Below are 19,502 nucleotides of genomic sequence, written 5' to 3' on the forward strand. Positions count from 1 at the left end.
CGCAACACCCGGCGCATCCGCTTCCTCCTCAACGAGCATTGTCCCGATCAGCAGGAATTTATCCGCCTGACCCAAACCCTTTCGCCGGGGTAGTGGTGGCGAGCGCCCCCGGCTTGCACGAATGGGGAGAAAGGGGGCGCTATGTCTGCAGGGCTGAAAATGGGCCAATCTTGGCCCAGAAAGCCGCCAAATAGGGCCATCAAGCCCGAATCACCAAAATCCGACGCCCAGCCGAAGGTTCATGAAAAATGCGGGCTAGCGCGCCAAATAGTCCGCCATGTCCGCGTTCATCTGCCGGGCAACCTGGCGGGGCTTTTGGAACGGCAGGCTGTGATCACATCCCCGAATACAGTGGTAACGCCAATCGGGGCGACTGGCGGCGAGCGCCGCCTGGTAGCGGTGGAGCTCCTCGACGCTGCGGCCGCCCACAAAACTGCTGACATCCTTTTGTACCGCAAGCAGCTGAGCCCGATCGAGTCGCCGACAGGCCTCGGATACTGCGTCTAACGCGTAGGAAAACCCCAGGGAACGGCGCGCCAACCGGTCGATGGTGGTGGCCTCGGCCCGTGGGGAGAGGATCCGGTTGGGCGAGATGGTATCGAGGAAAAACTGAACCCCGTCGCGAGCGCCACCGGGTTCGCGCATGCGCTGGGCGGCCTCGCTGTAACGATCCCGCAAAGCGATGACCGCCGCCATATCGGCCCGGTCCAGCAACGCCGATTCCACTAGAAACTGCTTGTGCACCCGGTGGGGGTACCGGGCCTTCAGCAGCAGCGCCAACAGCCCGCCAAGGGAGTAGCCGGCCAGGTCGAATGCCCACCAGCCGTGATGATCCAGCAGCGCGACCAGGTCGTCCACATACTCCTCCACCCGGCAGGGACGCTCGACGCCGTCGGGGTAGCAGGTCTCCCCCATCCCCCGCAGATCCGGCACCAACACTTCGCTCCAGTGCGAAAGGTAAGGCACCAGGTGGCCCCAGGTGTCATCGCCGGCGACCCCGGCGCCATGAACCAGCAGCAACCGCCGGGGGGCCGGGTGATAAGGGTTGCAATAACGGCGATAGCGGATCCGCTGCCAGTCCGTTTCCAACCAGAGAACGTCGTCTTGCCAGTGGGTTTTCATCTCGGATCCGATGCCAAAAGCGGCATTTTAGGCTGTGCCAGCGAACAGGCCAAGCCGGCCTAGCTACTGGTCCTCCTTATGCCATCCGAGTAGAATGCGTCTTTGCCCGTCAACCGCCGTAACCTTCCCGCCGTGCCAAGCCTGCCCCTTCCGTACCGTTCCGACAGCTGCACCTGGTTTCAAGCCTTGCGTGCCCTGCCCTGCCCCGTTTTTCTGGACAGCGGCCCCGCGGGCCCCAACCGCGGACGTTTCGACATCCTCTGCGCCGCTCCCCGCTGCCGGGTGCTGAGTATCAACGGAAACACCTGGCGCCAGAACCCGGATGGCAGCCGAGAGCTGCTGCAAGGCACACCCTTCCAAGCGCTTCAAGGCGTGCTGGAGGCCGAGGGGTTCACGCCCCCGCTAGCGGAAGATAACGCCAGCACGGTTCCCTTCAATGGCGGGGCACTGGGCTATTTCGGCTACGATCTGGGGCGGCGCCCGATGGCACTGCCGGCAACGGCCAAGGCCGACATCGGACTGCCCGATATGAACCTGGGCATCTACCCCTGGGCGGTGGTCGTCGACCACCACCGGCGACACTGCGAGCTGGTGGGACAGGTTGACGAAAAGGCGCTCGAGGCTGTTGCCGAACAGCTGCTGGCAGCCTCGTCACTCCCCGGTGCAGGGTTTCGATTGTCGACAAAGTTTACCTCCAACCTGGACCGGGAGGCGTACCAGGAGCGGTTCCAGCGGGTAAAGGACTACATCCTGGCCGGCGACTGCTACCAGGTAAACCTGGCCCAGCGTTTCTCCGCCACCTATGAGGGCGACACCTGGACGGCCTATCAACGCCTGCGGACCGCCGCACCCACCCCCTTTTCCGCCTATCTTGAACTGCCCGAGGGGGCCGTGCTCAGCCTGTCTCCGGAACGGTTTCTTCAAAGTGACGGACAGCGGGTCGAATCCAAACCGATCAAGGGCACCCGTCCCCGGGGAGCCAGTCCCCATGACGATGCCCGGCTGCGGGATGCGCTGCTTAGCAGCGTCAAGGATCGGGCTGAAAACCTGATGATCGTCGATCTCCTGCGCAACGACCTGGGCAAAACCTGCCGCACCGGGTCGGTTCGCGTGCCAAGCCTGTTTGCGGTGGAGAGCTACGCCAACGTGCACCACCTGGTGTCTACCGTTGAAGGCCAGCTCCAACGCGCGCGGGACGCGCTCCCCCTGCTGGAGGGCGCCTTTCCCGGCGGTTCCATTACCGGCGCTCCGAAACGCCGCGCCATGGAGATCATCGAGGAACTGGAGCCTCACCGGCGCAACGTCTACTGCGGATCGATCGGATACCTGGGATTCAGCGGCCGCATGGATACCAGCATCTGCATCCGCACCCTGGTGGCCGAGGGCAACCGCCTCCACTGCTGGGCCGGGGGCGGTCTGGTGGCGGATTCCGACTGCGAGACGGAATACCAGGAAACCCTCACCAAGGTGGGCAACCTGTTGCACTGCCTGGAACAGGCCTGAACCACGTTTGGTGAGGGTCGTGACGACAGACCACCCGGCTCAGGCCTGCTTGGCGCAGCAGGAAGGGGCGCCCGGCACCGCTCCGCTCAAGACGCCGCCTAGAATTCCGCTCAGACCACGCGGTGAATGTCGGGGAGATCCTCGGGGCCGCTGACGCCCACAGCCAGATCCTTCAGAATGCCGTCCTCGATGCTGTAAACCCAGCCATGCACCGACAGCGGTTGCCCCGCCTTCCAGGCATTCTGCACGATGGTGGTGTGACAAACATTCGCCACCTGCTCCACCACGTTCAGCTCGCACATCCGGTCCACTTTCGCATCGTGATCCGGGCAACTGGCCAGGGTTTCCTGATGGAATCGGTAGACATCTTTGATATGGCGCAGCCAGTTGTCGATCAGGCCGTGCTCGCTGGGCTCCAACGCTGCACGCACACCGCCGCAGCCGTAATGCCCGCAGACGATAATGTGCTTCACCTTGAGCACCTCCACCGCGTACTGAATCACCGAGAGGCAGTTAAGGTCGGTATGCACCACCACGTTGGCGATATTGCGGTGTACGAACACCTCGCCGGGGGCGAGTTCGAGCAACTGGTTGGCGGGCACCCGGCTGTCGGAGCAGCCGATCCAGAGAATTTCCGGGCTCTGCTGGGCCGACAGACGCCGGAAAAAATCCGGGTCTTCCTGTTTTATTTTCTCCGCCCACTGGCGGTTGTTTTCAAAGAGATTTTCGCTGAGACTCATATCCGTGCGACCAAAGTAGCATCAAAAACTGCATTTATACGGAATTAATCCGAGCGTTTCAATCGGCTTTTGAATCCACCGGCCAGCTGCTGTCGAGCGCTGCCAGCAACGCCTCCAGCGAGTCCACCAGAACACCGCCGCTGGCTTCGATGAAATACTCCACCTGCAGATTCACCCGACTCCCCAGGTTGTCGCAGGCGTAACGGAAGTCCCCCCGGTAACCGAGGACCGGCTTTTCCCGGGCATAGGCAAACCCGATCTCCGCCGCCGTCCCCGAATCCACGTCCGTACCGTCAAGGACCGCCAGCACCAGGTCGGCAGCCAGGATCGCCTCGGCATTGCCACGACCGATCTCCCGGTTGATTTCCCGCAACCGGCTACGCTGCTGGTTTAAATCGGTGAGGGCGAGGGCTTCCTGCAGCGCCGGGGAGTCGCCCAGCACCCAAGGATCCAGTAACCGATAGCCCCGGCCCTCGAGCCGTGGGACCAACTCGTTACGGTGAAAGTGGCGCCCTGCTTCGGAAAAGCCCAATGGGCCGGCTAGGTAAATTTTCATCGTCGCCTCATAACAGTTACCGCGGTGGGCTCAGCCTGCCAGGATCGCCACGCCGAATAAAGCGCCGTGCGCGTGCAACACGCCGGCAAAGGCGAACAGCCCCATCAGCACCGCGGCCCCGTCAAAGCTCCAGCGGGGCTTCCCGCGGGGAGTCTGCGTGGGGCGAGAGCGGCTCAGCGCAATATCCAGGATGGCGTAGAGCGCAAAGGCGCCAAATAACAGGGAGGTCTTGAGATCGCCGTTGGCCAGCAGGTGCGCCACCGCCCACAGGAGCACCCCGATCAACATGGGGTGGCGCAACCAGCCTCGCAGGTGTCCGGGCAGGTATGCGCTGATCAGCAGGACGAATGCGGCGGGCATCAGCATCAGGGCCACCACGCGGGCACCGGGCATTGGCGCCCATAGCTGGACGTCAGAGGGAGCAGACAGCCCAAACACCATCAGGGCGAGCCCGCCGAGGGAAAGCAGCGCAAACAACAGCAGATAAAGCCCGCGTCCTAGCCGCTCAACGAGGCGCCTTCGCAGGGGCACCACCAGGGGAACCAGGTGGACGCTGAAAAAGAGACCAAGCCCAAGAATCAAGTAGGTCATCGCAAAATCGCTCCCTGTGTATCAGATCGCCTCGATTCGCCCCAGACACCGAGGGCGGGCATCCGCTCCCTACCCCCGTCCCGTGAGGATGTGCCATTCTCCTTTGAATGGCGCAAAATCACCCGAATTTTCTCGTCAACCGAGCATGCGAACGGCATCCTTAAAAGATAGCCGACACCCCTTGCAGCGCGGCCTTAACCCGCTCCCGGCGGCCGCTACTCGCGTTGCGGCGAGCCCCGGGAGAGACCGCGCCTCTCCCTGCCAGCGCTTACTGCAACCATCAGCCGCCGGTTAATCGCCAAAGCCGCCGGGCTGGAAATTTAACCGGTGATGCCAGTACTCTAACCCGCAGTTATCTCGACTATGGATCCCCTCATGAGCGAACCCAACTACCTAGAGACAGCTGAGGGCGCCCGCCTCGCCTATCACCTCACCCCCGGCCGCCCCCCCGGCGTCATCTTCCTGACCGGCTTCATGTCCGACATGGAGGGCGCCAAAGCGCTGCACCTGCAAGATCACCTGGCCCGTCGCGGCAACCAGTTCTTGCGTTTCGACTACCGCGGTCACGGCGCATCCTCCGAGCGTTTTGCCGACGGCACCCTGGGGGACTGGGCGAACGACGCTCTGACGGTTCTTGACCAGCTCACGCAAGGCCCCCAGGTTTTGGTCGGCTCCTCGATGGGGGGCTGGATCATGCTCCTGACCGCCCGCGTCCGCCCCGAGCGGGTGGCAGGCCTGCTGGGCATCGCCACGGCGGCAGACTTCACCCGTGACCTGCCGCAGCGCTACTTCAACGCCGCGCAGCGCCAAGAGCTGGCGACCAGCGGCCAGGTTGACCTGGCCTCCTGCTATGACGCGCGCCCCTATACCATCACCCAGCGATTTCTCGACGAAGCCAGCCAGCACCAGCTCCTGGACGCCCCCATTCCCTTCCAGGGCCCCGTGCGCCTGATCCAGGGCATGTGCGACGAGGATGTGCCCTGGCAGACCGCGCTGAGTCTGTCTGACCGGCTGCAAAGCCAGGATGTGGAGGTGCAGCTGGTCAAGCAAGGGGATCACCGCCTCAGCGAGCCGGGTGACCTCAAACGCCTGTGCCGCACCCTGGACGCGCTCCTCGACGAGCTGGAGGAGTCAGCTGATGCAGACCAATAATCCGCCCGACTGGGAGCGTACCGAGGCCGCGATCTGGCGCGGTCGCCTCGCTTACCTTCGCCCGGTCCGGGAGCTCGATCCGATCCGCCTCGCACAACTGATCGGGATCGAACGGCAAAAGGCCGCCCTGTGCCGCAATACAGAGCGTTTCCTAGCCGGCCTGCCAGCCAACAATGCGTTGCTGTGGGGGGCAAGGGGAACCGGAAAATCCTCGCTGATCAAGGCGCTGCTCAACCATTACGCCCCCCGGGGGCTGCGCCTGATTCAGATCGACCGCCAGGATCTCGAGTGCCTGCTGGACATCGTCGACGAGGTCAGGGACCTGCCGCAGCGCTTTGTGATTTTCATCGACGACCTCTCCTTCGAAGGGGGCGAGAGCGGCTACAAAGCACTTAAGAGCGCCCTTGAAGGCTCCATTGAAGCTCCGCCGTGCAACGTGTTGTTTTACGCCACCTCTAACCGGCGTCACCTGCTGGCGGAGCGTGCCGAGGACAACGTGGGCACCCAGGTAGGGCGCGGGGAGCTGCACTACACCGACGCCGTTGAAGAGAAGATCTCCCTCTCGGACCGGTTTGGGCTCTGGCTCTCCTTTTACGCCATCGACCAACCCGGCTACCTGGAGATCGTCGACAGCTACTTCCCCGCCCACCCGAACCGGGACGAGCTGCACCGCGAGGCCCTGCGCTTTGCGATGACCAAGGGCTCCCGAAGCGGACGCACCGCCAAGCAGTTTTTCAACGCTCACACCGGGGCAGGATAAAACCGCGCCACCTATAATCAGCCCATGAGCAGATTGTTGGTGGCAGCGGCCCTGGTCTGGCTGGGCGGCTGCACCGCGGACTCCCCCGAGGCCGTGTTGGACGACTATCTGAGCCGGGTCGAAAACACCCTGGATGTGGAACTCCCCCGAGGGGATCGTCTGGAAAACGCCCTCCCCCTGCCCGGAAAGCGCCACCGTCGGCTGCCGATCACCGATTTGCGCACCGGCGTCTTGGAAACCCTCGACTTCAGGCTCTGCCACCTTTTACCCCTCATCGCTGAACGCAACAGCTCTCTGGGCCGGGTCATGAAGCCCTCCACCCGGCTACGCTACGAACTGCGCTTTTTTGACGGGCTCTCTGGCTGCTACCTGCAGGACCAGGCCCACCCCCTGAAAGACGAAGCGTTCAGCGCCCTCCTGGCACGCATCTACCAGACCAAGGCAGACAACCTGGCCCACGAGGTCTGGAACGGCATTTTTACGAGTGAATCCCTGGAAAAAAACCTCTCCCTTTCCTCCCCCCCGCTACCGCTGGAGGGCGACACAGGCCACGGCGACAGCGTGCGCGCCCTCCAGGCCCTCGGGGCGATACAGACCCAGGTGCGCGCTTTTGAGCCCGGCCAACCGTTTTTCCTGCCCCCGGGCCTGGACACCCTCGAGACCCGCTACGAAACCCTCTATCACAGCGAATACGGCAGCAAACTGTTCAAGTCACTGGCCCTGCTCACCCATTACCTCGATCACACGGCGGCCACCATCGAGGCCGCCCTGGAACGCCGACCGATCTGCTTCGGCGGCCCCACCGAGCGGGGACGGATACTGAAAAATGTCTTTAGCCGCTATTACGCCGGGCGGGTTCAGACCTACCTGTCCCGGGTCCACCGCCAGGGTGGCCCCTGGATTGAACAGCTGCGCGCCATGACCCACGACACCGGACTAGTATTATCCGCCCCGCTGCAGCACTACCTGCGTCAAATGGTGGGTAAAAACAACGAAGAGGGGCTTTGGGGCGGCTTTCAGAAAGCGCTGCGGCACCATACGCAGGCGTGGCAGAGCGTGCTGAAACAGTGCAACCTGATGCCGCAGGCACCGACCTAGATCAGAAAAATATGAATTTACCCTCAAAAAGGGGGGGAGCCCATTGATACAATGGGAAGATCAACCTCAGTAAAAAGGCAGTACGATGGGATTACTGATCGACGGTCAATGGCATGACCAGTGGTACGACACCAAAAAATCCGGGGGAGACTTCAAACGCGAGCCGTCACGTTTCCACAACTGGGTGACGGCCGACGGCGCCCCCGGACCCAGCGGTGAAGGGGGATTTAAAGCCGAGCCCGGGCGCTACCGGCTCTACGTCTCCCTGGCCTGCCCCTGGGCGCACCGCACTCTGATCATGCGAGAGCTCAAGGGACTACAGAAGCTCATCCCGGTTTCCACGGTACACCCGTACATGATGGAAAACGGCTGGGAGTACCGCTCCGACCCGGAATACGACAACCCCCGCTTTCCCCCGCTCGAGCCGCTCTACGGCTGCCGCTACCATCACCAGCTCTACACCCGCGCCCAACCGGATTACAGCGGCCGCGTCACGGTTCCGGTACTCTGGGATACCCAACGCCAAACCATCGTCAGCAACGAGTCCGCCGAGCTGGTGCGCATGTTCAACAGCGCCTTCGACGCTCTGACCGGCAACCGGGATGACTACTATCCCCAACCGTTGCGGCCGCTGATCGACCGCATCAACCGTTTCGTCTATGAACATGTAAACAACGGCGTCTACCGGTGCGGTTTCGCCACCAGTCAACAGGCCTACCGCAAGGCCTACCGGCGCCTGTTTCGCGCCCTGGACTGGCTAGAAACCCACCTGAGCCGAAACCGCTACCTGGCCGGGCGGCAGATCACCGAAGCCGACTGGCGGCTGTTTACCACCCTGGTGCGTTTTGATCCGGTCTATGTCGGCCACTTCAAGGCCAACCGCTGCCGCATCGCCGATTACCCGGCCTTGTCGGGTTACCTGCGTGAGCTCTACCAGTATCCCGGTATCGCGGGCACGGTGGATATCAAGCAGATCAAGGCCCATTACTATTACAGTCACCGCACCATCAATCCGCCGGGCATTATTCCCTTGGGGCCTCAGCTTGACCTGGAGGCACCGCCCAAGCGCGATCACCTTTGAGCCGCAACAGCCGCAAGTTTGGTTCGGGAAAGAAAGGTACGAGAGCGCTCAACGTACGCCAGGGTGCTCCGCGTGGACAGGTCAGGTCTGGGCGGAGTCTATCCAACGGTGGGTGACCGGTGACCGGTACCTAGCCATCCGCGCCAGCAGCACTTCAGGGTCACTCTCGATCAGGATCATCTCCCGGGTCTGACGGCGCATGAGCCCCTGGGCGACGCTATGGTCGAGAAACTCGATGAGGGCGTCGTAATAGCCCCCTACGCTGATAAAGCCGCAGGGTTTAGCATGGACCCCGAGCTGGGCCCAGGAAATCATTTCAAAGATCTCTTCCAGGGTGCCAATGCCCCCAGGCAGGGCGATAAAGCCGTCTGCCCGCGCCATCATCCCCTGCTTGCGCGCATGCATGGTGTCGACCTGATGTAACTCGGTTAACCCCGGGTGCGCCTGCTCCCAGGCCACCAGCGCATGGGGAATCACGCCGATTACGTCCCCATTTTGCGCCAACACCCGGTCGGCGAGGCGTCCCATGAGGCCGTTACGGGCGCCACCGTAAACCAGCGTCAGTCCGGCGGCAACAAGCGCATCGCCAAGCCGCTCGGTGATCACTGCAAACGCCGGGTCCGCACCGTCACTGGAGCCACAATAGACACAGACCGCGTCCATAGCGGGTCAGCTGTTCTTGCTCAGAAGCTGGGAGAGTTTATCGTTGAAGCGCGCTTCCTTTGCCTTCTCCCGTTCCGCTTTGGCCTGCTCGCGGGCGGCCTGGGCGCGCGCCTTTTTCTCTTCGCGGATTTTCTCCAGCATGGCCCGGGCGTGCTCGGCCTGCTCTTCCGTCACCTCACCGGCAGCCTCGCCGTTCAGGTCGATACGCACCGCCCCTGCCTGCAGCGCCTTGTAATAAAGAGGCGAGCGCACGTAGGACGCCAGCGCCCGCTTGATTTTCCCCTGGGGCAATTTGCCGTCGGCAACCAAGTCATCCTGAATGCCGATTTTGAGCGGCTTGACGGCCTCACGATCGAACGTCCGAGGGTAAAGCTCGCTGATCTGTGAAATCGCCGCCTGATTAGCAGCCCGGTTTTTGTTGCGTTGAGAGGGTTTGTTGGCAGTGGTCATAGTTACGTCTTGTGGTTTTTAGAAGAACATCGCACCCCGGCGGGCGCGAGCGGCAAGGGGATCAACCCTCGCCTTTTCGAATCAGGTAACTGAAGATATCAGCGTCTTCCTCTTGCGCGATCAGCTCGTGCCCTAGAAAGGCGCAAAACTTGGGAATATCACGCTGAGTGGAGGGGTCGGTCGCCAACACCTGCAGCACTTCACCGGCACCCATTTCCCGCACCTTGTTGTGAAGCAGCATGACAGGCTCGGGGCAGTAGAGCCCCTTGGCATCCATCACGTGATCGGCTTTGGTCTCAGCCATAGCGGCTACCTCTGGAATCCAAGCCCCTATTCTCGCAGAAGATTTCCCCGGGAAAAAGCGATGCGGGCCACCGGCTTGCCCCGAGCCTGCGTTGAAGGCTCTGCAGAGTGACATATACTTTTGATTAGCAAGGCACTTTTTAAGGACGGTCCCATGATCAAGGTAATGATACAACGGCGTGTGCCGAAAGAACTGATCGACCCCTACCAGCAGGCGGCCAGCAAAATCATGCTCAAAGCCATGCAGAGCCCCGGCTTCATTTCCGGGGAGTCACTGCGCAACGCGGACGATGAAGAGGACCGGGTGGTGTTCGCCAACTACCGTTCCGAAGGCGACTGGAGCCGCTGGTACCACTCCGCCGAGCGGCGAGCCATGATCGAGGCGTTGCGTCCTATGCTCGAAGGCGACGAGAAAATCACCGTGCTCGAGCATATCTGAAGCTAAGCTACGGGCGCCGCAGGTAACCGGTGACCTCCTCCCGGTCGTGGTAAAGGTGCTTGAAATCCAGCTCAAAAGGCACCCCCGCCTCCCCGAGTCGGGCGTGGATCAGGTCCCGGCACTGAACGAGCGCCTGGTAGCGTTTTTTCATCGGCAGTTTCAGGTTGAAGACGCTACGCTCGCACCAGCCCTGAGCGAACCATAAGGCCACCCGATCGGCGACCCGGATCGGCTTGTCGGCAATATCGCAAACCATCCAGTGCACAGGCTTGGGGGGCTGGTAACGAAAGCCATCTTCGCGCACGTGTTCTACCAACCCCGACTCCATCAGTTCCGACGCCATAGGACCGTTGTCCACCGCGGTAACCCGCATATGCTGGCGCACCAGCTGCCAGGTCCAGCCCCCCGGCGCCGCCCCCAGGTCAACCGCCGTCAAACCCGGCACCAGGTGATGCTCCCGCTCCTTGGCAGACAACATTTCCAGCCAGGCCTCTTCAAGCTTCAATGTGGAGCGACTGGGGGCCTGGCCGGGAAACTTGAGGCGTCGAATGCCCATGGAATACGGCGAACTGTTGTCAACAGGACTGACGCCCATGTATACCCGGGTCGAGTCGAGGAAAAAAAGGTGCAGCCTGGGCAAGCGCCGATCGCGAGTGGCGCTGAGCAGTCCGGCCCGGCGAAACGCCTGCACGCACGGCGACGTGAACTTGCGACAGAACGTGGCCAGCTCTTTAGCGGCGTTGGTGTCGGCGGTTTCCAGCAACAGCTCACCACACTGGGGAAGCCCCTGGGCTGCCGCAAGCAAAGGCTCGATGCGGTCGCTGGTCGGCAGCCCTTCGATCAACGGCCCTGCTGCGATCCACTGGCGGGCAAACACCAGATCCCGAAACCGAATTTCCGCCTGCAGTCGGCGCGCTCCGTCCGGGGTTTGGGTGACGTAGCAGACATACCCGTCGCCGCCCGATGCCTTTACGTAGCCAAAGACCTGCCGAGTCTGGGCAAGGTCGACAATTTCCGCGGCGCATTCGGACTCAAATCCAGGCCGGCAGTACAAAATAAGGTGGTTCATACGCTCCTCGAATCTGCGCGCATTATCGCCGCTTGGGCATTCAGACACCAGCGACAAAGGCCACCCGGAGAAACCGCGATGACAAAACCCACACGAAGAGGATAACTTTGATATAAAGCAACTTGCCTTGCGCCATTGCGGTGTTACTATTTATCAATTAATGCGCAAGTCACCCGGATTTTTCGGGGGTCGCCGTCGCGGCCCCTTCACTGACAAGGTCGTCAATTCACCGCGCACTGACCCAACCAGAGTAGGACCTTGAATGCAAAACAACAACATACTTACCGACCGCCCCAAGAAGCGCCGCCAGCCCCATCACGTCGCCTGCGACGACTGCGGTCTTTTCCCCCTGTGCAGCCCCATCGAGCTCGGGGGCCGGGAATTCAGCATGGCTGAAGAGTTTGTCGAGCGGCGCCAGCCGTTGAAGGCGGGCCAGGCTCTGTTCTGCGAGGATGAGCCTTTCCGGGCGATTTATGCGGTCACCTCCGGCGCCATCAAACTGGTCAATCGCTGTGAAGGCGGCCAGGAGCTGGTGGTCGGTTTCGTTCTCGCGGGTGAGGCGCTCGGGCAAACCGGCATCTACCCCCAGCGTTACCCCTGCAGCGCGGTGGCACTGGAAGATTCCTACGTTTGCGAACTGCCCTTTGAAAACCTGGAAGAGACCGCCAACCAAGTGCCGTCCCTGCTGCAAAACTTCCAGGCCATGCTTAACAAGGAAAACTTTGACCTGCATCGCCAGTTCGCCATGCTGATGGCGCGCAAAAACGCCGAACAGCGTCTTTCCGCGTTTCTGCTCAACCTTTCTATGCGACTCAACGAGCGCGGTTTCTCCTCCGATGAGTTCCAGCTGCCCATGTCCCGGGATGATATCGCCAACTTCCTCGGCCTGCGCAAGGAGACCCTGAGCCGCCTGTTCACCAAGCTGCACCAGTCCGGCGCCATCGCGGTGCGCGGCAAGCACATTCGCACTCTGGATATCGATCGCCTGCGCAAGGCGTCCGGCCTGCCCGGCCAGATCCTCTAAACCGCCATCTTAGCCCTGCTTCGGCAGGGCTTACCCCTCCTGCCGCGGCCACCCCATGCCCGAAATCTGGATGCCCTACGTCAGCGCTTTTCTCGTCGGCCTGGTCGGCGGGGTTCATTGTCTCGGCATGTGCGGCGGCATCGTCAGCGCCCTGAGCTTCGGCATGCCGCGGGAAACGCAGGGCCAAACCTTCACTCTGCTGCTGTTCCACAGCGCTTATAACCTCGGACGCATTCTCAGCTATGTCGCCGCCGGCGCCCTCATGGGCGGGCTGGGCGTGCTGCTGGTGGAATCCCTGCCGATGCAAACAGCCCAGCAGTTGCTGCTGGCGATGGCCGGCCTGTTTATGATCCTTCTGGGGCTTTACATGGGTGGCTGGTGGATGGTGCTCAACCGTGTGGAATCGCTGGGGCGCCATCTATGGCGCCGGATCGAACCCCTCGGAAGACAGTTGATGCCGATCCGCTCGCCGGGGCGTGCCCTGGCAGTTGGGGCGCTCTGGGGATGGCTGCCCTGCGGTCTGGTCTACAGCATGCTGATTAACGCCGTGGCCAGCGGGGGCGCCGCCGAAGGGGCCCTGCTGATGCTGGCCTTTGCGCTCGGCACCTTACCCAACCTGCTTGTCATGGGTACGCTGGTGGGGGTCGCCTCACACCTGTTCCACAACCCGGGCGTTCGAAAAGGGGCGGCGCTGCTAGTGATCGGTTTCGGACTTTATACGCTGGGCCGGCTGCTCTGACACCGATTGCCGGTCGTCCTCAAGGATGACCGCCTCCGGGTTGGGATAGCGCTCAAAAACCCGGGGCGACAGTTTACCCTGCGACACCTGGTGAAGGGCATCCGACTCCATGACGATCAGCGCCAGTACCGACACCAGCACCGGCAGCAGCCCCATCCCCCCTACCATGGCCATCACGGCAACCTTTTCCATACCCAGGTAGAAGTGTCCCAGCAGGCCGAGACAGCTTACGGTGACCAGCACCCCGAGCATCAGAATGAAGCCCCGGCTGCGCCGGGCTGCGATCTGCCATTGGCACATCACGTACCAGCTCGACTCCTGGCGAGCTCGCCGCGCCCGCCACAGAATGTAGCCGAGGATAGCGACGGAAAAGACCGGCACCAGGGCCAGCGGCTGCCAGAACGAGCCGAACATTCCCAGGGCAGCCACGAACCAGAGAATGTGGTTGCCGATCATGTTGGTGAGGAAAAGCTCGTGGGGGTGTTTAGCCCGTCGAATCTCGTCGCCACTGAGTTCCAGCTTCATTGAATATGCCCTTGTTGCCCGAGCCAGAGGGCCTCGGGTTTTATCGTTAACGCCGGTTTGGGTAAACTAGCCGCCGCGCGCAACCCGCGCTGATCGTCGCAGCCCAGCTGCGAGCAACCCTTGCCGAACTTTGCTTTGCTAACCGGACCCGTTTTATGGACCGAAAAGTTGTTTCTGTCGTTGCCGGCATCAGCCTTGCCGCCGTCGCTCTCGCTGTCCTGCTTCCCGGCGGTCGGGCACCGGATTCCGACCCACTGCTGCCTTGGGAAGTCTCTCGTAACGCCGATGGCCAAACCCGGGTTTTTGGCATCACCCTCGGCGACAGTACGCTGCACGAAGCCGAACGCCTATTCGAAGCCCAGGCCAAGCTCAGCCTCTTCCGTTCGCCTGAAAACGATTACGCCATCGAAGCCTACTTCCAGCGACTCAACCTGAGCGGCCTACGCGGCGATTTCATTCTCAGCCTGGCCCTGCCCCGAGATCAGGCCGAGGCCGTATTTGAGCGCGGCCTTCGCATCAGCCGCCTTGGCAGCGGCACCCAGAAGGTAGAACTGTCACCGGAAGACGCCCAGGCACTCAAGCACACCACGGTCACTAATCTTACGTACATCCCCTCTGCAAACCTGGATGAAAGCCTGCTTCGCGCTCGCTTCGGCGAGCCCGAGAAACAGGCCGAAGAGCCCTCCGGGGTCGTGCACTGGCTTTACCCGCACAAGGGGCTGGACATCGCCGTCAACCCCGAGGGCAAGGAGGTGCTGCAGTACTTTAACGGCGAGGATCTGGAACGCATTGCCCGCCCGCTGAGCCCCCTGCCCGAAGGCGACCGCTAGCGCTCGCCATCGGGGTTGCTCGGATCCGTGGAAGAAGCCCCCTTCTCAGCCGCCGCTTCAGGCGCGGCGGGCTCCTCATCCACGAGGTCCTCATCCATCAATATGCGGTGGGCCTCGCCTTCCATGTCATCGAACTGGCCGCTCTTCGCCGCCCAGAAAAAGACGCCTACCGCCACCAGTCCCAACAGAATCATACCCGGGATCAACCCGTAAATTACGTCCATTACATCACTCCTAGAGCCAGCTCTTAGCCGCTTGACCCTGTACCTTTGGCGTGCGGCCACGATCGCGTTCCCGAAACAGGGTGCGTATCCGCGCGGCATTGCCGATCACCAGCAACGAACTGATGGGCATGGTGATCGCCGCCACCAGCGGCGTCACCATGGCCGCCATCGCCAGCGGAACCATGATCAGGTTATACAGGATGGAAATACCGATATTCTGGCGAATGGTACGCAGGGTGCGTTTTGACAACGCCGTCGCCAGAGCTACGTTATCCAAGTCGCTGCTGAGCAGAACGATATCCGCGCTGGCGATGGACACATCCGTGCCCGAACCGAGGGCGATGCCCACATCGGCGCGAACCAGGGCGGGTGCGTCGTTGACGCCGTCCCCCACCATGACCACCGGCCGCCCCGCAGCCTGCAGCTCAGCGATTACCCGGTCTTTATCCTCTGGCAACACCTCTGCAATCACTTGCATGCCACCCAACGCCGACGCCACCGCCTCAGCGGCCGGCTGCCGATCACCGCTCAACAGGGTCAAAGACGCCCCCTGGGCGCGCAGGGCCTTAACCAGCGCCGGCGCATCGTCACGCAACCGGTCCTCGACCCCGGCCACAGCCACTTCGCAGCCGTCCACGGCAATCCAGACCGCCCCGCGGCCTGCCTGCTCCAGCGCCCGGGCCGGCGCCGCCAACGCCGGCGCCGGACTAACACCAAGCGCCCGCATCCAAACCGCGGTGCCCACGGCTACCTGGTGGCCACCAACCCGGCCGACAACCCCCTGCCCCGGGCGGTTGCGAAAATCCTCACAGGCCAAGGCACTGCCGGGTGCGTTCAGCGATTCAGCCCCCTCAACCAGAGCCCGGGCCAGCGGGTGCTCCGAGCGGCGCTCCAGCGCGGCGGCAAGCCCCAGGCTTTGAGCCAGGCTACCGGCAAGCGCCTGGCCGCTGCGCCAGTCAACTTCGACGCCGTGCAAAGAGACCAGTTGAATCCGCCCCTCGGTCAAGGTCCCGGTTTTATCGAAAACAAAGTCCCGCACAGACGACAGGGTCTCCAACACCGCACCGTTCTTAACCAGGATGCCATTGCGGGCGCCCAGCCCCGAGGCCACCGCAATGGCCATGGGCGTTGCAAGCCCAAACGCGCAGGGACAGGTGATAATTAATACCGCCGTCGCCGCCATCAGCGCCTGCTCAAAGCCGGTCTGCAACCAGAAACCAAAGGTCACGGCCGCCAGGCTCAAGGTGATCAAAACAAACCAGGGCACGATGCGATCGGCGACCTGCTGGATGGGGGCCCGACTGGCCTGTGCCTCTTCCACCAGTTGAATAATCCGCCCCAGCGCCGTCTCTTGAAGCAACCCGGTCACCCGTATATCCAGACTGCCCTCGCCGTTGATCGTGCCGGCACAGACCTGGCTGCCCGGGGCTCGCAATACCGGTTCCGACTCCCCGGTCAACATGGCTTCGTCAACCCGGCTGCTGCCTGACGCCACCTCGCCGTCCACGGGAATGCGCTCGCCCGGGCGCACCCGCACATACTCACCCTCGGCCACCGAACGGATGGGCACCAACTGCTCCTCTCCATCACGCAACACCGTGGCCACCCGGGGCTGAAGGTCCAGCAGGCGCTGAGTGGAGGCGAGGGCCTGGCGCTTGGACATCGCTTCCAGGTAGCGTCCCACGAGAATCACGAAGAGGAAATTAACCACGGTGTCGAAGTAGACATCCCCCACCGAGGTCCCCGACAGCGTCACGTACACAGAATACAGGTAGGTAATCGAGGCACCGATGGCGATGGGCAGGTCCATGCCGAAGCGCCATTGCCTGAGCCCCTGCCACGCCCCCTTGTAGAAGGGGTAACCGGAATAAAGCAACGTGGGAGTGGCCAACAGCAGGCCGATCCAGTGAAACAGGCTACGGTACTCTCCCTGATCGGCCCCGCTGTACAGGGCGATCGAGATCCATAGCAGGTTCATCATGGTGAAACCGGCGAACCCCATCCGGTAAAGCAGGTGCCGGTTCTGCCGGCGCAGGCTGTCTTCCGCCGTCTGAGGGTCAAAGGGAACCGCGGCATAACCCAGGCTGCCCAGTCGCTGCAGCAGGGTAGACAGCTGCAGGCGACTATCGTCCCAACGCACCCGCAGCTTACGCCCGGTGAGGTTCACCCGGGCTTCTAGCACCCCCGGCACCCGACGCAGGCTGCTTTCGATCAACCAGACGCAGGCTGCGCAGTGAATACCTTCGACCAGCAGGTTGACCTCGCGGCTGTCCTCCCCTGCGCTGACAAACTCGTCCTGAACCTCGGGCAGGTCATACAAGGCCAGCTCGGCAGGGAGCTCCGGCGGGGGCGCCAACGCATCGCCAGTCTGGAGGCGCGCGTAGAACCCCTCCAGGCCGGCGGCGTAGATCGCTTCACAGACCGAGCGGCAACCGTGGCAACAAAAGCGCCGTGCTCGCCCCTGCACCGGCGCTTCAATGACCTGACCGGCGCTGAGCGACTGGTGACAGTGCTCGCACCGCGCATCATCCCGGACGCCCGATGGCGCATCCAGCACTGCTTCCCGGCTCATCGGTCAGCGACTGCCTACGTTGACCCGCAACGGGGCACTGTACTCTTCCCCGCCCTTGTCCACGGTCACCAACAGATCCCAGACGCCGGGCAACGGAAAGTTCACCTCGGCCTCGTAATACCCCGAGCGCAATCGAGCCATCGGGGCCTCGAAATCATCCGCAGCGTTAACCGGCCGGTACGCACGCAGGACCACCTCATCAGGGTTGACCACCTCACCCTCACGGCCTTTCAACTCAAACCCGAACACCGCCGGCTGTCCGGGTTCGAGCTGCTCCGGTTCCTGAATCTGCATGACCCAACCCGGATCCGCCGCTCGCCGCTTGAGCATGTTTTTCTCGTAGTCCTGGCCCCGCTCGTAGTAGTTCTCCACCACCAGACCGGGATTGTTGGTCTGGGCGAGGTAAATAAAAACGCCGTTGGCAATAAAGAAAACCACCAGCAACGCGGTCCACCCCAAGACCCAGGGGCTGCGCCAGGGGGACTGTGACTTCGCCATACTCATCTCTCTTAATTTCTCACTACAGACGGGGGCGCGATAAACACGCTGGTTCGCTCACCGCGATAGACCTGCCCCTGTGAATCCTGCCCGGTAACGACAAAGCTGATGGGCTGGGATTCGCGGTCCAGCTTCGCCTGGGGTACACGCACGAACACATCCCGCGCTACCAGCCCCCCGTGCTCGGTAACCAATACTTCATCCCCGACCAGCACCAAGCCCTCAGGGCCGCTGGCGGTGATGCGAACGGGCAGGTCCGCGGGCGTCTTGTTCAGCACTTTCAGGGTGTACTTATTCTGAATCGAGCCGTCACTTTGCAACACGAACAGCGGCTGCCGGGAGTGAATCACCTTCAGGTCAATCGAACCGAGGGTACTCAACCCCCAGACGATCCCGGACAAGGAAGCCAGCAGAATCAGGGTATAGACCCAGACACGCGGGCGCCTGGCCACAGGCACGCAGCTCCCGCTCTCAAGCCCCTCCAGCGACTCGTAGCGGATTAATCCCAGCGGACGCCCGACCTTCTCCATCACCGAGTCACAGGCATCGATACACAGGGCGCAGGTGATACACCCTTCCTGCTGCCCCTGGCGAATATCGACTCCGGTGGGACAGACTGCGACACACTGGTTACAGTCGATACAGTCTCCGGTGCTGCGCCGGTCCTCGGGCTCCCCTTTCTTGATGCGCCCGCGAGGCTCGCCCCGGTTCAAATCATAGGTTGGCACCACCGTGGTCTTGTCGATCATCACGCCCTGGATGCGCGCGTAAGGGCACAACCAGAGACAGACCTGCTCGCGCATGAAACCGGCCAAGAGATAGGTTCCGCCGGTAAACAGCGCGATAAAGACCAGCGCCACCATGCCCAGGTCAAAGGTCAGCAGCTCGCCCCAGAGCCGGTAGGCATCGTTGAACCAGGCAACAAAACTGATGCCGGTAAAGAGCGCAATCAACAGCCAGAGGCTGTGTTTGGCCAACTTGGTCCGCGCCTTGGCTGCATCCCAGGGAGCCTGCTCGAGCTTTCTTCGCTTGGGCGGAGGCCCCTCGAGCTTCTCTTCGATCAGGGTATAGACATCCGTCCATACAGTCTGAAAACAGAAGAACCCGCACCAGACACGCCCGGCAACGGCCGTCACCACCGCCAGGAGAATGGCGAAAAAGAGCAGCAGCAAGGAGAGCATCCAGAAATCCTGCGGCAGTATCGTCACGCCGAACAGGTGAAACTGCCGCTCGGGGATGTCGAACAGCACCGCCTGGCGTCCATCCCAGCGCAGGTAGGGTCCGAAGAAGAAGACCAACCAAACCAAACTTGCCCACCACTTGTAGCGGCGCCACTTTCCTGGCATCCGCTTGGCGTGGATGGTTTCCTCGCCCGTATTAACATGCCAGTGACCGCTCTCTGCGTAGAGATCGTCCACTGAGGCGGTGGGGATCTGGCTTTTCAAGTCGCTCAACGTTTCTCTCCTGGGGGCTGACTCACATCACCGGATAGAACTCAAACCGCACTCAGACGGTAACGGCCATCCTTTAGAAACACCTAACATACCACGCCCCACAGCGGAC

Annotated in this window: 22 protein-coding genes; 9 read left to right on the forward strand and 13 right to left on the reverse strand. The window is 62.2% G+C overall.

Features of this window, described 5'->3' with window-relative positions; translation table 11 throughout:
* Positions 1 to 255: 255 nt before the first annotated feature.
* Positions 256 to 1,122 (reverse strand): alpha/beta fold hydrolase, encoded by an 867-nt coding sequence (locus JGZ97_RS16970; protein ID WP_207063892.1) that lies wholly within the window; start codon positions 1,120 to 1,122, stop codon positions 256 to 258.
* A 102-nt stretch (positions 1,123 to 1,224) separates the two neighbouring features.
* On the opposite strand from JGZ97_RS16970, the gene pabB reads away from it, so the two are divergent.
* The gene (gene pabB, locus JGZ97_RS16975; RefSeq protein WP_242521860.1) at positions 1,225 to 2,625 is read left to right on the forward strand and encodes an aminodeoxychorismate synthase component I; all 1,401 of its coding nucleotides are present in this window, start codon (positions 1,225 to 1,227) and stop codon (positions 2,623 to 2,625) included.
* 110 nt (positions 2,626 to 2,735) lie between these two features.
* On the opposite strand, the gene can is transcribed toward pabB, so the two are convergent.
* The 3 genes from can to JGZ97_RS16990 are packed head-to-tail and all read right to left on the reverse strand — an operon-like array spanning position 2,736 to position 4,512.
* Positions 2,736 to 3,365, reverse strand: coding sequence for a carbonate dehydratase (gene can, locus JGZ97_RS16980; protein ID WP_207063893.1), 630 nt, complete (start codon positions 3,363 to 3,365; stop codon positions 2,736 to 2,738).
* 58 nt (positions 3,366 to 3,423) lie between these two features.
* Positions 3,424 to 3,921, reverse strand: coding sequence for a nucleoside 2-deoxyribosyltransferase (locus JGZ97_RS16985; protein ID WP_207063894.1), 498 nt, complete (start codon positions 3,919 to 3,921; stop codon positions 3,424 to 3,426).
* Between the two features lie 30 nt (positions 3,922 to 3,951).
* Positions 3,952 to 4,512, reverse strand: coding sequence for an NnrU family protein (locus tag JGZ97_RS16990; protein WP_207063895.1), 561 nt, complete (start codon positions 4,510 to 4,512; stop codon positions 3,952 to 3,954).
* A 375-nt stretch (positions 4,513 to 4,887) separates the two neighbouring features.
* Between JGZ97_RS16990 and JGZ97_RS16995 the strand changes: the two genes are divergently transcribed.
* From JGZ97_RS16995 to JGZ97_RS17010, 4 genes are all read left to right on the forward strand, one after another.
* Positions 4,888 to 5,664, forward strand: coding sequence for a carboxylesterase (locus tag JGZ97_RS16995; RefSeq protein ID WP_207063896.1), 777 nt, complete (start codon positions 4,888 to 4,890; stop codon positions 5,662 to 5,664).
* Positions 5,651 to 6,424, forward strand: a complete 774-nt coding sequence (locus JGZ97_RS17000; RefSeq protein ID WP_207063897.1) for an ATP-binding protein — start codon at positions 5,651 to 5,653, stop codon at positions 6,422 to 6,424. Before JGZ97_RS16995 ends, JGZ97_RS17000 begins: the two co-directional genes overlap by 14 nt.
* Positions 6,425 to 6,448: 24 nt before the next feature.
* A complete protein-coding gene (locus JGZ97_RS17005) occupies positions 6,449 to 7,522 on the forward strand; it encodes a DUF3080 family protein (protein ID WP_207063898.1) in 1,074 nt (357 codons plus the stop codon).
* A gap of 85 nt (positions 7,523 to 7,607) precedes the next feature.
* On the forward strand, positions 7,608 to 8,603 hold the full coding sequence (locus JGZ97_RS17010; RefSeq protein WP_207063899.1) for a glutathione S-transferase family protein: 996 nt from the start codon (positions 7,608 to 7,610) through the stop codon (positions 8,601 to 8,603).
* An 81-nt stretch (positions 8,604 to 8,684) separates the two neighbouring features.
* On the opposite strand, the gene JGZ97_RS17015 is transcribed toward JGZ97_RS17010, so the two are convergent.
* From JGZ97_RS17015 to tusA, 3 genes are all read right to left on the reverse strand, one after another.
* Positions 8,685 to 9,266 carry a TIGR00730 family Rossman fold protein gene (locus JGZ97_RS17015; protein ID WP_207063900.1) on the reverse strand — a complete coding sequence of 194 codons (582 nt, stop codon included), beginning with the start codon at positions 9,264 to 9,266 and terminating at the stop codon, positions 8,685 to 8,687.
* 6 nt (positions 9,267 to 9,272) lie between these two features.
* Positions 9,273 to 9,716: a ProQ/FINO family protein gene (locus JGZ97_RS17020; RefSeq protein WP_207063901.1), complete on the reverse strand. Its 444-nt coding sequence runs from the start codon at positions 9,714 to 9,716 to the stop codon at positions 9,273 to 9,275.
* Between the two features lie 61 nt (positions 9,717 to 9,777).
* Entirely contained in the window at positions 9,778 to 10,020 is a 243-nt protein-coding gene (gene tusA, locus JGZ97_RS17025) for a sulfurtransferase TusA (protein WP_207063902.1), read from the reverse strand.
* 153 nt (positions 10,021 to 10,173) lie between these two features.
* On the opposite strand from tusA, the gene JGZ97_RS17030 reads away from it, so the two are divergent.
* Positions 10,174 to 10,458 (forward strand): antibiotic biosynthesis monooxygenase, encoded by a 285-nt coding sequence (locus tag JGZ97_RS17030; RefSeq protein WP_207063903.1) that lies wholly within the window; start codon positions 10,174 to 10,176, stop codon positions 10,456 to 10,458.
* Positions 10,459 to 10,465: 7 nt separating this feature from the next.
* On the opposite strand, the gene rlmM is transcribed toward JGZ97_RS17030, so the two are convergent.
* A complete protein-coding gene (rlmM, locus tag JGZ97_RS17035; RefSeq protein WP_207063904.1) occupies positions 10,466 to 11,527 on the reverse strand; it encodes a 23S rRNA (cytidine(2498)-2'-O)-methyltransferase RlmM in 1,062 nt (353 codons plus the stop codon).
* A gap of 262 nt (positions 11,528 to 11,789) precedes the next feature.
* Here rlmM and JGZ97_RS17040 point away from each other — a divergent pair, with 262 nt between their 5' ends.
* Together JGZ97_RS17040 and JGZ97_RS17045 are read left to right on the forward strand one after the other, a co-directional pair.
* Positions 11,790 to 12,551 carry a helix-turn-helix domain-containing protein gene (locus JGZ97_RS17040; RefSeq protein ID WP_207063905.1) on the forward strand — a complete coding sequence of 254 codons (762 nt, stop codon included), beginning with the start codon at positions 11,790 to 11,792 and terminating at the stop codon, positions 12,549 to 12,551.
* 55 nt (positions 12,552 to 12,606) lie between these two features.
* Positions 12,607 to 13,290: a sulfite exporter TauE/SafE family protein gene (locus JGZ97_RS17045; RefSeq protein ID WP_207063906.1), complete on the forward strand. Its 684-nt coding sequence runs from the start codon at positions 12,607 to 12,609 to the stop codon at positions 13,288 to 13,290.
* Here JGZ97_RS17045 and JGZ97_RS17050 read toward each other — a convergent pair.
* On the reverse strand, positions 13,246 to 13,815 hold the full coding sequence (locus JGZ97_RS17050; protein WP_207063907.1) for a hypothetical protein: 570 nt from the start codon (positions 13,813 to 13,815) through the stop codon (positions 13,246 to 13,248). The genes JGZ97_RS17045 and JGZ97_RS17050 overlap by 45 nt on opposite strands.
* A gap of 155 nt (positions 13,816 to 13,970) precedes the next feature.
* On the opposite strand from JGZ97_RS17050, the gene JGZ97_RS17055 reads away from it, so the two are divergent.
* On the forward strand, positions 13,971 to 14,645 hold the full coding sequence (locus JGZ97_RS17055) for a hypothetical protein (RefSeq protein ID WP_207063908.1): 675 nt from the start codon (positions 13,971 to 13,973) through the stop codon (positions 14,643 to 14,645).
* On the opposite strand, the gene ccoS is transcribed toward JGZ97_RS17055, so the two are convergent.
* Genes ccoS through ccoG form a run of 4 tightly spaced genes read right to left on the reverse strand, consistent with a single transcriptional unit; the run spans position 14,642 to position 19,393 of the window.
* A complete protein-coding gene (gene ccoS, locus JGZ97_RS17060) occupies positions 14,642 to 14,869 on the reverse strand; it encodes a cbb3-type cytochrome oxidase assembly protein CcoS (protein WP_207063909.1) in 228 nt (75 codons plus the stop codon). The genes JGZ97_RS17055 and ccoS overlap by 4 nt on opposite strands.
* 10 nt (positions 14,870 to 14,879) lie before the next feature.
* Positions 14,880 to 17,441: a heavy metal translocating P-type ATPase gene (locus JGZ97_RS17065; RefSeq protein ID WP_207063910.1), complete on the reverse strand. Its 2,562-nt coding sequence runs from the start codon at positions 17,439 to 17,441 to the stop codon at positions 14,880 to 14,882.
* 3 nt (positions 17,442 to 17,444) lie between these two features.
* The gene (locus tag JGZ97_RS17070; protein WP_207063911.1) at positions 17,445 to 17,939 is read right to left on the reverse strand and encodes a FixH family protein; all 495 of its coding nucleotides are present in this window, start codon (positions 17,937 to 17,939) and stop codon (positions 17,445 to 17,447) included.
* Between the two features lie 11 nt (positions 17,940 to 17,950).
* Positions 17,951 to 19,393: a cytochrome c oxidase accessory protein CcoG gene (gene ccoG / locus JGZ97_RS17075; protein WP_207063912.1), complete on the reverse strand. Its 1,443-nt coding sequence runs from the start codon at positions 19,391 to 19,393 to the stop codon at positions 17,951 to 17,953.
* Positions 19,394 to 19,502: the final 109 nt, after the last annotated feature.

Source organism: Motiliproteus sp. SC1-56, from assembly GCF_017309075.1.
Lineage (GTDB): Bacteria > Pseudomonadota > Gammaproteobacteria > Pseudomonadales > Balneatricaceae > Motiliproteus.